General features: G+C 69.2%; 10 protein-coding genes. 5 read left to right on the top strand and 5 right to left on the bottom strand.

Annotation, left to right across the window (positions count from 1 at the left end; translation table 11 throughout):
• Window positions 1-12 precede the first annotated feature (12 nt).
• The 4 genes from IE262_RS17175 to IE262_RS17160 are packed head-to-tail and all read right to left on the bottom strand — an operon-like array spanning window position 13 to window position 4,925.
• On the bottom strand, window positions 13-1,536 hold the full coding sequence (locus tag IE262_RS17175) for a hypothetical protein (RefSeq protein WP_189874647.1): 1,524 nt from the start codon (window positions 1,534-1,536) through the stop codon (window positions 13-15).
• Between the two features lie 23 nt (window positions 1,537-1,559).
• Window positions 1,560-3,287, bottom strand: coding sequence for a glycosyltransferase family 39 protein (locus IE262_RS17170; protein ID WP_229877307.1), 1,728 nt, complete (start codon window positions 3,285-3,287; stop codon window positions 1,560-1,562).
• Window positions 3,277-4,569, bottom strand: coding sequence for a glycosyltransferase (locus IE262_RS17165; RefSeq protein WP_134036109.1), 1,293 nt, complete (start codon window positions 4,567-4,569; stop codon window positions 3,277-3,279). The genes IE262_RS17170 and IE262_RS17165 overlap by 11 nt, the downstream gene beginning before the upstream one ends.
• Window positions 4,566-4,925 (bottom strand): GtrA family protein, encoded by a 360-nt coding sequence (locus IE262_RS17160; RefSeq protein ID WP_268249572.1) that lies wholly within the window; start codon window positions 4,923-4,925, stop codon window positions 4,566-4,568. Before IE262_RS17160 ends, IE262_RS17165 begins: the two co-directional genes overlap by 4 nt.
• Before the next feature lie 734 nt (window positions 4,926-5,659).
• Here IE262_RS17160 and IE262_RS17155 point away from each other — a divergent pair.
• The 4 genes from IE262_RS17155 (at window position 5,660) to IE262_RS17140 (ending at window position 9,730) form a co-directional block, all read left to right on the top strand.
• The gene (locus IE262_RS17155) at window positions 5,660-6,772 is read left to right on the top strand and encodes a S8 family serine peptidase (RefSeq protein ID WP_189874643.1); all 1,113 of its coding nucleotides are present in this window, start codon (window positions 5,660-5,662) and stop codon (window positions 6,770-6,772) included.
• Window positions 6,773-6,785: 13 nt separating this feature from the next.
• The gene (locus IE262_RS17150) at window positions 6,786-7,853 is read left to right on the top strand and encodes a glycoside hydrolase family 6 protein (protein WP_229877305.1); all 1,068 of its coding nucleotides are present in this window, start codon (window positions 6,786-6,788) and stop codon (window positions 7,851-7,853) included.
• 270 nt (window positions 7,854-8,123) lie between these two features.
• On the top strand, window positions 8,124-8,468 hold the full coding sequence (locus IE262_RS17145) for a helix-turn-helix domain-containing protein (protein ID WP_229877304.1): 345 nt from the start codon (window positions 8,124-8,126) through the stop codon (window positions 8,466-8,468).
• A 140-nt stretch (window positions 8,469-8,608) separates the two neighbouring features.
• On the top strand, window positions 8,609-9,730 hold the full coding sequence (locus IE262_RS17140; protein WP_229877325.1) for a glycoside hydrolase family 5 protein: 1,122 nt from the start codon (window positions 8,609-8,611) through the stop codon (window positions 9,728-9,730).
• Window positions 9,731-9,799: 69 nt separating this feature from the next.
• Here IE262_RS17140 and IE262_RS17135 read toward each other — a convergent pair whose 3' ends face one another.
• Complete coding sequence (locus IE262_RS17135; protein WP_229877303.1) at window positions 9,800-11,707, bottom strand: glycoside hydrolase family 15 protein; 1,908 nt, start codon at window positions 11,705-11,707, stop codon at window positions 9,800-9,802.
• A 212-nt stretch (window positions 11,708-11,919) separates the two neighbouring features.
• Between IE262_RS17135 and IE262_RS17130 the strand changes: the two genes are divergently transcribed.
• On the top strand, window positions 11,920-12,786 hold the full coding sequence (locus IE262_RS17130; protein WP_189874637.1) for a polyprenyl synthetase family protein: 867 nt from the start codon (window positions 11,920-11,922) through the stop codon (window positions 12,784-12,786).
• The last annotated feature ends 65 nt before the right edge of the window (window positions 12,787-12,851 follow it).

Raw genomic sequence — 12,851 nt, 5'->3', positions numbered from 1 at the left:
ACAGGCCCTGGGCTACTGCCCTTGAGTGCCCTGGTCCCCTTGGTTTCCGCCTTGATCCCCGCCTTGGTCTCCGCCGCCCCCGCCTTGGTCACCGCCCCCGCCCTGGTCTCCGCCGCCCCCGCCGCCTCCGCCGCCCCCGCCCTTGGAGTTGTTGATCCCCGCCTGCGCGGTGCTGCCGCTCTTCAGGCCGACGAGCTTGAAGGTCACGCCGCTCTCGTCCGCCGCGGTGAGCCGGTAGGAGCCCGCGGGCCCTGCCTTGCCCCGGCTGTCGACCTGGAAGGTCGCGATCTTCCGTCCGCCGCCGCTTTCGTTGCCGCCGACGTACAGGGCCACCTCTTCGTTCGGGGCGAAACCGCTGACGTAGAAGCTCAGCGTGGTGCCCGCCCGGCCGCCGTAGGTGCTGGGCTCCGCGGACGGGGTGTACGGCATGACGCGGAACGCGGAGTTCGCCTTGGCCCGCGACTGCTCGCCGACCAGGAGGAGGCTCTGCTTGCCCTTCAGGCCGAACGGCACCTCGAAGGCGACATCCTGGATCCGGCCCCGCCCGTCGGCGTTGGAGGTGAAGGCCGGGACCCCTGAGGCGCTGTTGATGTAGATGAGCACGCGCTCGTCCGGCGCGAACCCCCGCGCGCTCACGGTCAGTTTCTGCGCGGCCTTGACGGCCCACGGCGTGGACTTGACCGTGGGGTACAGCCCCAGCATCTGGAACGGGGCCGTTGCCGTGATCTTGCTCTTCTGGCCGACCAGCACCAGGGTGCTGGGCCCCACCGGGGCGACGCCCACCTTGATGCTCGCCTGGCCTATGCCGCCGGAGGAGTCGGCCCGCAGCGTGGTGACGGGTTCACCGGTGACCCGCCCCCAGTACACGGCGATCGGTTCCCCGGCAGTGAAGCCGCGGCCGGACAGCGAGACCACGTCGCCCGGCTTGCCGACCGCCTTGTTGATCGCCACGGTTCCGATCCCGCCGCCGCTGATCACCTGCGCCTCGGCCGTCTTTCCGGGCTTCTTGGCCGTGCCTCCGCGCTCCTGGGCGACCACGGTCGTGGGCGCACTGCCCGAGTTCTGCGGCAGGCGGACCTGTGCCGCGAACGCGCCGGTCTCGTCGGACTTGACCGTCGCGGCCGGCTTGCCCGCCGCACCGGGCTTCTGGCCGCCCTCCAGCCGGAGGTCCACCGTGGCCATCGCGCTGAAACCGGCGCCCTGGACGGTGACCTTGCCGCCCGGCGCGGCCCGGCCCTGGCCGACCACGATGATCGGCTGCTTGCTGCCGAAGTTGACCTCCTTGGTCGGGCGGCCCTCCGGCCTCTGGGCCTCGTGGGTCTCGGATTTCTTCGTGCCCCCACGATCACCGGTGGTGCTGAGAGCACCGCCGAAGCCGCCGGTCCGGACGACCACCTGCACCAGGGACCCGACGACCGCGAGGATGATGACAGCCATCAGGACCTGCTTCACGCCGAAACGCTTTTTCTGGTCAGGACCGCCGGGGACGTTCTTTTCCTCGTTCTCAGGCACGATCCCGTTCTCGTTCTCAGGCACGACCTTCACCTCCCGCCCTGAGGCTATTCCACCCGGTAGATTTCCAGCTTGATATCGCCCCGTTGGATGTACCAGACCCTCTTCGCATTGCGCAGACCCTGGAGGATCCAGTTCTCCCGGCCATCACCGTTGTTGTCGTCGATGGATTTGCGCATCTTGTTCGACATGACGATGTAGTCAATGTTCTGCCATTTCTTGCGGAACAGTTTGTCCCGCACGGCCGGGTCGGATGCCGCATTCCAGTGGGAATGTGCGTACGGATAGAACGGGCGCACGTCATGCAGCATCATCCATATGTCGTCGTCCGTGATCATCCTTGCGTCGGGCGGGATGTTCTTGCGTATCCAGTCGACCTGTTGCCGCTGCAGGTCGGTCAGGTTGAGCTTCGGGTCGTACTGGTCCGCGAGTTTCACGCGCCCTTCGGTGTTCGTCGTCATGAGGTATCCCGAGGTCGGTGACATGAGCAGCAGGGCGATGACGAAGCAGGGCAGCCCGAGGCGCAGCCCGCGATAGACGGGACCGCCCTGCTTCAGCAGGGGACGCATCCAGGTCATCACCCGGTCCGTCGCCATTCCGATGTTGATGGCGAACATCGGAATCAGCGGAGCCACGTAGAAGTCCAGGACCACGCTGCCCCGCAGCAGGTAGAAGAAGTAGCCGAAAGAGAGCGCCCCGCTGATCAGGAATCCCAGATCGCGATTACGGTCCTTCAGGCCCCAGAGCAGACACAAGGCCATGGCGATCACTCCGACGTACAGGAAGAACGCGTCCCGGAAAAGCCAGCTCTGATACAGGAGCCCTTCGTGACTGAACAGTTTTCCCTCGGTGCGGTTGACCTGCCACCAGGCGGTATAGAGAAGCGACACGTGCTCGGTGGGCGGGCTGTTCAGATTGAAGCTGAGCCCGCTCGGCAGAAGCTCGTTCTTGAGCGTCGCGTACATGAGGTACCCGCTGACCGGAATCAGCATCGTGAACGGCCAGAACATCTGGGTGAACCGGAGGTTGGACGTGCCCTTGATCCTGCGGTGCAGGAGATACAGGAAGGCCGGGACGAAGAAAAGAGCGTTCTCCTTGGTGATCAGGCCGATTCCCAGGGCCATCCCGCCCCCGACCGCGTCCTTGATGCGGAACTGCGGGCGCAGCAGGGCGAGCAGCCCCAGCAGCACCCAGAACATCATCATGTTGTCCAGCAGGACCTGACGCTGGAAGTACACGGCCAGCGGAGAGACGTTGTAGAAGAACGTGGCCACGAAGGCGGCCAGCACGCTGCCGGACAGCCTGCGGGTGACCTCGAACAGCAGGTAGACGCTGGCGATGTGCACCAGCAGCATCAGGAGCCGGCCGGTGTTGATCGCGTTGCCGAAGGTCTCGAACTGTTTCGGCAGCGGGTACGCCCATCCGGCGAGAGTGATCCAGCCACCGGGAGCGTGGTCGTAGGAATAGGTGTACGGGGAGAGCCTGGTCTCCCGTATCAGCGACCACGCCCGCTGCATGTAGATGCCCTCGTCGGTGAGGTACAGCGGGTACTGGAACAGGTGCCAGCCGTGTGTGATGAGCCCGGTGACCATGGCGAAGACCAGCGCCATCCGCCCTCTGTGCCCCAGCGGGGGGAACCGGCCCTCCGCCACGGACACGTTCTCGTCCGGGCGTTGCCCGGCCTGCGCGGTGGTTTCGGGCGACGCGGCGGCCTCGGCCGGTGCCGTGGCCTTCTCGTGGACCACACTGAGCCTCGGTTTCTGTTCATGCGACACGGGACTCAGCTCCCTCGGCCTGGGCCCGGTGGGCGCCTACGTGCTGTGTCTTCTCCCAGTCGTGCCGCCCCTGCAACTGCCTGCGCATGGCGCGCATCGCGGCGTAGCACAGGACCAGTTGGTAGGGGTACCAGGCGAGGGCCATCCGCACGACGGCGCTCGCCGACGCCTCCAGCCCGTGGGCTTCGGTGAACTCGTACAGCCCCACCACCGAGGTCAGGAAGTGCGCCACGAGCATCAGCACGGGCAGGTACGAGATGAGCGCGACCAGCACCGGCACCTTGAACAGGAGGATCATGCCGAGGGAGAACAGCAGATACACGCCCAGCAGCGCCTGTCCGTGCGGGAAGGCCAGCACGTAGAAGGCGAGCCACCGCTGTTTGCGGGTGGGCATCTGCTTCCAGGTGCCCTTGCGCAGGGTCTGCATGAAGCCCTGGCTCCACCGGGTGCGCTGGCGGATGAAGTGGCCGAGCGTGGGCGGGGTTTCCTCCTTGGTCACATAGCGGTCGTCGTAGACGACCCGCACCCGTTCCCCCGCGGCGGAGACCCTCAGGCCCAGGTCGGCGTCCTCGGTGAGGTTGTGCTCGTCCCAGCCGCCGAGGCGCACCAGCAAGTCCCGCTTGAAGAACACCGTGTTGCCGCCGAGCGGGATGGAGCCCCAGTGGGCGTGGTAGTGCAGACGGCTCTTGAACCAGAAGAAGTACTCCAGGACGTTCAGGGCGGAGTACCAGGTGGACTGATAGTTCATCAGCTGCACGCCGGCCTGGACGACATTGACCTCGTCCTCGATCATCACGGTGTTGACCAGGTCGAAGATCGCGGGGTGGATGTCGTCCTCGGCGTCGAAGATGGTCACCACGTCGTGACTCGTGTGCGGCAAAGCGGCGTTGAGCCCGTGCGGTTTGTTGATCGGCTTGTCGTCGAAGACGACGACCTCGACGTTGTGCAGTCCCTCACGGCCGAGTTCGTCGATCTTCTCCTGGGCCTTGGCGATGGTTCCGGTGTCGTCGGCCGAGCAGATCACGAAGACCTCCAGCAGATCGTCCGGATAGTCGGCGCGCACCACTCGGTCGATGGTCGTCTGGATGACGTCCTCCTCGTGCCGGGCGGGCAGCAGCACGCTGAACGACAGCTGCGGCGGCAGGAAGGTCTCCGGTGCCTGCGACTTCCGCTCGGCACCGGGCTGGTCCCAGGTGTAGAGCATCAGAAAGAGCACATGGGCCGACTGCACGGTGAGCAGGACGGAGATCAGGACCAGTCCCGTGTACAGGAGGAAGGTCATCGATTCCTCCCCCAGGTCCCGTGCCACACCCAGAGCGCGCTGGAGGTGTAGTTGACCGCGAAGGCGGCGGCGATGGCGACCACGTTCGCGAGCACGAGATGGCGGCCGCCGTGCACCAGGGCCCACAGGACCAGCACGTTGACGGCGAGGCCGGCGAGCATGGACGCGTTGAACTTGCCGAACCGCCTCAGTGAGAGGGTTCGCATCCCGAAGGTCCACCGGTCGTTCAGCACGTAGTTGTGGATGACGGCCAGTTCGACGGCCGCGGCCGAGGCGACGACGAGCGGCACGCGCAGCAGACGGTGAAGGGCGTACAGCGCTACCGTGTTCACGACCGCACCCGCGCAACCGACCACCGCGAATCTCAGGATGCGGCTCGCGGCAGGTCCTCTGGCCCGGCCGTTGTGCGCCGGGGGCTCGGGAGGACTCCCGGGGGGTTCTCCGTCTGGTGTGCGCGGCACGTCGGCGCGTACGTGTGCCGTCCGAGAGCGGTGCATCGCGGCTCCTCCAAGCGAAGAGAAATGCCCCTCGGTCCCGCCCGGCGAGACCACCGCAGACCAGCCTGCGCTCATGAGCGGTCGCGGACATCACGTGAACGGGTGAGGGGTGTTCCCCGCCTTCGGGGGAGGCGTCAGGTCCCCCATTTGGGGGAGCGGCGGGCGGTGGGCCCCGGTATCGGGCTCAGCGGTCCCTCCCGATCCCCCGAAGAGGGGAGCCGCTTCTCCCCCATTCGCGGGTGCAATGCCTCGCGCCGGCCCCGGACCATGGGCGGGCAGGCGAGTTCCCGACCGGCGCTCCGGTCGGGAGCCCGGGCCGGAACGGCCGGGGCCGCCCCGTCACGACGGCCCGGCCCCCCATCCACCAGCACGGGGCCTTCTGATGGATCTCCGTGGAGGAAGGAGCGGCGTCCGGTGCGTGCGATCGGCGTGTGGCGTGGAGGGTCATGTGGCGGAGCCACCTGTCCCTCCACGCCGTGCGGCTGGGGGTCCCCCCACGCCCTTGAGGCAGTGGGGGAGGGCGTGCCGGACGTCGCGACGCCGCGGAGATCCATCAGAAGGCCCCGAGGGGTAGCAGGGGTAGGTGCTTCGCCATGACAGGTCGTACAACCTCGGGCTCCGCGCTCGCCGGACGCGCCCTGGCCGCGGTCGCGGCGCTGGCGCTCACTCTCACCATGCCGGGCAAGGCCGCTCCGGCGGGCGCCGGGGCGCTTCGCGAGTCCGAATGGGCTCTGACCTCGCTCAAGGCCGAGCAGGCCTGGAAGATCACCAAGGGTGAGGGCGTGACGGTCGCGGTGATCGGCACCGGAGTCGACGCGTCCCATCCGGACCTCAAGGGCCGTGTCATCAAGACCTCGGACGTCTACAACACGCGCGACGAGGGCACCGCCACGTACCAGGGCACCTACGCCGCGGGCATCATCGCCGGAACCGGCCGCAACTACCGCGGCGACGGCCTGGTGGGGCTCGCTCCCGAGGCTCGCATCCTGCCCTTCCGGGTCTACCGCGACAACACGAGCGCGACCAGCGCGACCGCGAAGTCGATCACGGCGGCCACGCTCCAGGGAGCCCAGGTCATCGACGTGACGGTGGGCTTCCGCCGTTCGAGCCCCGCCCTGAAGGCGGCGGTCGAGTACGCGGTCCGGCACGGCGCCCTGGTCGTGGCCGGCGCGGGCGACACGGGCGGGACCGGCAACGCGCAGACGTACCCGGCCGCGTACCCGGAAGTCCTCTCGGTCGCCGCCATCGACAAGAAGGGCGCGCTCTGGCCGGACTCCCACCACGGCAAGAACGTGGACCTGGCCGCACCGGGTGTCGACATCCTGACCACCGCCAGGAACGACGACTACTGGACGGGCTCCGGCACCGGGTTCGCGGCGTCCTGGGTGTCTGCCTCCGCCGCGCTGGTGCGCGCCCAGCATCCGAAGTGGACCGTGGACCAGGTCACACGACGGCTGACCGAAACCGCCACCCCTCGGGGCCGGGGTCAGGGCTCCGCGATCGTGGCTCCCGCCGCGGCGCTGCCGCAGCGGACGGCCGTGTCCGACTCCGCGTCCACGGTGTCCGCGGACCGGGACACCGCCGCCCGCTCCTCGGACACAGGGCCGATCATGGTGGTGTCGGCCGCGACGGGCGCGCTGGTCGTGCTGGCCGGTGTCTCCTGGTTCCTGATCCGGCGCACCGTGTCGGCCACGGACGACGACTGACGGCGGGAGCGGCTTGTACACCCCCGCCTCCCCGTACGTACGCCCCGGAACACCGGACCCGGGGCGTACGTATCCGCACGCCTGGCGGGTGCGGGTGACGGCTCTGCTGTCCGCTCTGGGCCTCCTGGTGACCTTGGCCACGGCGGCGACCACCGCTCCGTTCTTCTCTGCTCCCGGTGTCGGAGCCGCGGCGCCGCTCGTCCTGCCGCCGCCCCGTTTCCCCGCCGACACGCGCCTCTACACCGACCCCGACACTCCGGCCGCCCTCTGGGTGCACGAGAACGCCGGGGATCCCCGGGCGGCGGTCATCGCCAAGCACATCGCGGACCGGCCGCAGGCGTCCTGGTTCACCGACCCGGACCCGTTGAAGGTGACGGAGCAGGTACGGGCGGTGATCGACGCGACCCGGGCGCGTGACGCACTGCCGGTCCTCGTCGCCTACGCGGTGCACCGCCGCGACTGCTCCGGCCACAGCAGCGGCGGCACCGGGGATCCCACCGCCTACCGGGAGTGGGTCAGGGCCTTCGCCCGGGGAATCGGCCCCGGCAGCGCCGCGGTGATCCTCGAACCGGACGCCCTCGCGCTCGCCGACTGCCTCAGCCCCCGGGAGCGGCTCGAACGGTACGAGGCCCTGTCCTACGCGGGCCGTGTGCTGCGGCGTGAGGCGCCGAACGCCCGGGTGTACTACGACGCGGGCAACTCGGCCTGGCACCCCGCGCGCACCATGGCCGACCGGCTCCGTCGCGCCGGCGTGACGCGGTACGGGGACGGCATATCCCTGAACGTGTCGAACTTCAACAGGACGGGTGACGAGATCCGCTACGGCTACGCGGTGATCGGGGACCTGGCCGACGCCCGGCTGACCATGGTGATCGACACCAGCCGCAACGGTGCCGGGCCGGGCCGAGGCCATCATCCATGTGATCCCCCGGGTCGGCGTCTCGGCCATGCCCCCACCACCGACACCGGTGTCCGTGGGGTCGACGCCTATCTGTGGGTGAAGCCGCCGGGCCAGGCCGACGGCTGCGCCGCGGCCCCCGGGACGTTCGACGCGCAGTACGCCTACCTGCTGGCCCGCTGAGCGGCCGGTCGGCCGCCCCGCAGCCCCACTGAGCCGCAGCCCCGCTGAGCCGCTGAGCCGCTGAGCGACAGGCCACATCAAAGAGCTCAAAAGGAACTCAAAACGGCCGAATTCGGGCTACCTCAATTGAGGTAGCCCGAATTCGGCCGTTTGGCGTGCCCGGATTTCGATCCGTCGTACGTCGATTCTGACGGCGCCTCTTTTCTAGCCTTCTGGGCATGGCAGATAAACGCTCGAAGGAGTTCCCCGCCCGTGAAAAGAGTTCTCGTCGTGGAGCCCCATCCCCAGGTAATGGCTGCTCTCGCAGATCTCGTCACGGACGAGCCGGGATGTGAACTCGTGGGCGCAGCGGCCACGGTGACCGAGGCATTGTCGCTGGTCAGCGACATGATCCCGGACGTGGTCCTGGTCGACACGGACGCGCCGCGCCGGCCGCACCGGCCGCCGCAGCAACCCGGCAACGCGCTCACCGAACTCCTCCCCACGGCCGTTCTCGTCTTCATTTCAACGGCCACGGAACCACACACGGAGTATTCGGAAACGTCGCCGACCACGCCCCATATCAGCATTCTTAAAACTGCCGTACCCGAATTCCTCAGGAGTCTTACCGCATGAATTCCCCCATCGAAAACCACGCCGAACCGACCCAGTCCGCGACCGAAAAGAAGCGAGGTCTCAACCGCCGCATGATTCTCGGCGTCGCAGGGGCGGCCGTCGCGGTTGCCGCGGTCGGAGGCACCGTCTCCGCGTTTACGATGGATTCCGTGAAGAGCGGCAGCAGCTCCAGCGCCGACTCCGGGAGCCAGGGCCCGCTGAGCACCTCCGGGGGCAACATCGTGGACTCCAAGGGCAAGACGGTGACCCTGACCGGCGTCAACTGGTTCGGTCTGGAGACCGGCACGTTCGCACCGCACGGCCTGTGGACGCGCAACCTCGACTCCATGTTCCAGCAGATGGTCGACACCGGGTTCAACACGCTCCGGCTGCCTTACTCCAACGAACTCTTCGACGCCAAGAGCAAGCCCAACGGCATCGACCTCAAGCAGAACCCGGATCTCAAGGGGCTGAACGGGCTCCAGGTCATGGACAAGGTCGTCGAGAGCGCCACCAAGCACGGGCTGATGGTCATTCTCGACCAGCACCGTCCGGACCAGTGGGGCCAGAGCGAGCTCTGGTACACCGACAAGCTCCCCGAGAGCAAGTGGCTGTCCGACTGGAAGATGCTGGCCCAGCGGTACAAGAACAACGACCTGGTCATCGGCGCCGACCTGCACAACGAGCCGCGTGGCCAGGCCACCTGGGGCGACGGCAACCCCAAGACCGACTGGAAGATGGCCGCCGAGAAGGCCGGCAACACGATCCACTCGGTCAACCCCAACTGGCTGATCTTCGTCGAGGGCAACGACAAGTACAAGGACGAGTCCACCTGGTGGGGCGGTGAGCTGCGCCACGTCAAGGAACACCCGGTGCAGCTCAAGGAAGCCAACAAGGTCGTGTACTCCCCGCACGAATACGGCCCGGGTGTCTACAACCAGAACTGGTTCATGGACAAGAACTTCCCCGACAACATGCCGGCCTTCTGGGACAAGCACTGGGGCTACCTGAAGAAGGAAAACACCGCTCCGCTGCTGCTCGGTGAGTTCGGCGGCAGGAAGAGCACCGGCAAGAGCACTGAGGCCGTCTGGCAGCAGAGCCTGATGAAGTACCTGAAGAAGAACGGCATCAGCTACACCTACTGGTCCTGGAACCCCAATTCGGGCGACACCGGTGGCGTCCTCAAGGACGACTGGAAGACCCTGGACCCGGGCAAGAAGGCGCTGCTCTCCGACCACCAGGCGCCCCTGCTGAAGGGAAAGCCGGAGACCTCGTCGAAGTAAGTCGAGGTAGGTCAAAGGCAGGTCGAGGTCATACGTACGAGGGGCCGCGGGCGGGATGCCCGCGGCCCCTCAGCCGTGACCGCCCGCCTCCGCCCGGCCGATCGCCCAGGCCGCGTTGACCAGGCCGATGTGACTGAGCGCGTGCGGGAAGTTGCCGCGCAGCTGACCGTCGTCCGGATCCACCTCCTCGGCCAGCAGCCCCACGTCATTGGCGCAGCAGGCGGCCCGCTCGAACACCGCCCTCGCGTCCGCGACCTCTCCCATCAGGGCGAGCGCGTGGGCGAGCCAGAAGGTGCACAGGAGCAGGGGGCCCTCCCCGCCCTCCGGTCCGCCGTCAAGACGCTGTCCGTCGTCAAGGCGCTGACAGCGGTGGACCAGTCCGCTCGGACCGGTCAGCCGCTCCCGTACGGCGGCGACCGTGGCCCGCGCCCGCGCGTCACCCGGCGCCGTGAAGCCGGTGATCGGCAGCATCAGCGCGGAGGCGTCCAGCACGGCGGATCCGAACGCCTGACTGTACGCCCCGGCCCGGTCGCTCCAGCCGTACGTCTCGATCGCCGCCCGGATGCCGGCGCGGGCCGCGGTCCACGCGGGCACCCGCGCGGCGGCCTGGAGTTCGTCGGCCAGGGCGATGGCGCGGTCGAGCGCGACCCAGCACATGAGCTTGGAGTACAGGAAGTGCTGTGGCTGGCTGCGGAACTCCCAGATGCCGTGATCCGGCTGGGGCCAGTGCACCGCGGCCGCGTCGGCCAGGCTCGTCAGAAACCGCCGTCCGTCCGCGTCGAGCAGGTGCAGCCGGTCACGCAGCCGATACGCGGCGTCCAACAGTTCGCCGTAAGTGTCGAGTTGAGGCTGCCGCCATGCGTCATTGCCGACGCGCACGGGCCGGCTGCCGCCCCAGCCGGCCAGATGGTCGAGCGTGCGCTCGGTCAGCTCCCGTTCGCCCCCGACCCCGTAGACCGCCTGGAGGGGGTGGCCGTCGGCGGGGCCCTCCGCGGAAGCGGTCCGCGCCATCCAGGAGAAGAACGCCTCCGCCTCCGCCGGGCAGACGGCCACCGACAGCGCGTGCAGGGCGAAGGAGGCTTCCCGCACCCAGGAGAAACGGTGGTCCCAGGTGCGCTCGCCGCCCGCCGCCTCCGGCAGCGAGGTCGTGGGCGCCGCGACGACCGCGCCGGTCGGGGCGAAGGTGAGCGCCTGGAGCACCCGGCCGCTCCGGCGCACCGCGTCCTGCCACGGTCCCTCGTACCGCTGGTTCAGTGCGGCCCAGGAGCGCCAGGCGTCGAGAGTGGTGGCCAGGGCCGCCTCGATCTCGGCCTGGGTCCACAGCCTCCGCCGGGCGCCGGCCGGCACGTACTGCAGGGCGAAACCGGCCCGGTCCCCGGCGTCCAGCACCAGCTGCCCGCGGGCCGTGGCCCGCCCCTGGAGTCGCACCGGTGAGGACAGCAGGAGCGATCCGGAACCCATCGGGCAGATCAGGCCCCCGTCGGCGGGCGCCAGCAGCGGCCGGACAGCGCCGTACTCCGGCCGCGGCACGTACTCCACCGCCATCCTGACCGACCCCCGGGTGCACTCCACCACCCGCAGCAGCGTGTGCGGCACCTCCCGGCCGAGGTCCCGACCGTTCGCGCACGCCCCCACCTGCAACGCGTCGGTCACCACGACCGTGCCGGTGTCGGTACGGAACTCCGTTCGAAGCACCATCGACGCGTCCACGTACGCCCGGCGCACGGTGAAGACGCCGACCGGACGGATCCACCAGTGACCGGCGGAACGGTCCAGTAACCGGGCGAACACGGATGCGGAGTCGAAGCGGGGAAGGCACAGCCAGTCCACCGACCCGTCACGCGCCACCAGCGCCGCGCCCTGACGGTCCGACAACAGCGCGTAGTCGGCTATCGGCCTCGCCTCCGCGCCGACCACGGCGGCGGGAGCGGGATCCCTCGTCACGGGTCCCCTCGTCAGCTGCGAAATCTCCGTCACGGCATCTCCATGAACACGAAGCGACACCGGCCGAACCAGCGAACTGGCGAACCAGGTACCAGGTACCAGGAACTAGAAGGAAACCCTTCTCGCGACCGGCGCATTCCACCACCCGGGCCCCGGTGTGAGCCCGCGCGTGGCGCCCGTACGTATGCAAATACCCGCAAAATCATGTCAAGCGTGCGTATCAGCGGAATCCGACAGGAGCGCCCATGACCATCGCCCACATCTTCGGCCGCAACCCGCGGGACCGCGCCCTTCGGGCCGACCTCCTGGCCGAGGCGGCGGCCGTCGAGGAGGGCCTGCTGGCGGCCGTGAAGAGCGATGTCCCCTTCATCAGCGAGTCCGGCCGGAGTCTTCTGCGGACGGGGACGGGGCGGCGGCTGCGTCCCCTGCTGGTGCTGCTGGCCGCGCGGTTCGGCGACCCGCACGCTCCCGGGGTGGCGCCCGCGGCGGTCGCCGTCGAACTGACGCACCTCGCCGTGCTCGGGCACGACACCGTGGGCGACGCGCAGGCGGCCCCGCGCCCCGGGCCGGGCTCCGGCGTCCTGGGGCCTGTGTCGGTCGCGGTCCTCACCGGCGATTTCCTGTTCGCCCGCGCCTCGCAACTCCTGGCCGACCTCGGCCCCGACGCCGTACGCGCCCAGACGGCCGCGTACGCACGCATGGTCACCGGCCGGATGCTGGCCCGGACGGGCCCGGGTGAGGGATGCGATCCGGTCGCGCACCAGGTCGAGGTCGCCGCCGCCCGGACGGGATCGCTGACCGGCGCCTCGGCGCGGCTCGGCGCCCTCGCGTCGGGTGCCGGCGACCGCGTGGGCGACGCACTCGCCCGGTACGGTGAGCGGCTCGGCACCGCCCTCAGACTCACGGAGGACGTGCTGGGTACCGCCGTCGACCCGCCGCGCGCACACCCGGCGCCGCGGCGGGCCCTGCGGGACGCCCGGCGCCGGGCTCACCGCGCACGCTCGGCGCTCGGGGACCTCCCGGACTGCGCGGCGAGGGACGCGCTGGCCGGGCTGTGCGCGACGGTGACGGGTCAGGGGCCGGGACGCGACCGGCCGCGGGTTGCGCCGTAGAGCGGTCGCGTCCGCCGAGCCGTAAAGCGGTCGCGTCCACCGAGCCGTAAAGCGGTCGCGTCCAC

Source organism: Streptomyces bluensis, from assembly GCF_014650715.1.
Taxonomy (GTDB): domain Bacteria; phylum Actinomycetota; class Actinomycetes; order Streptomycetales; family Streptomycetaceae; genus Streptomyces; species Streptomyces bluensis.
This window is presented reverse-complemented; position numbering and strand designations above follow the sequence as displayed.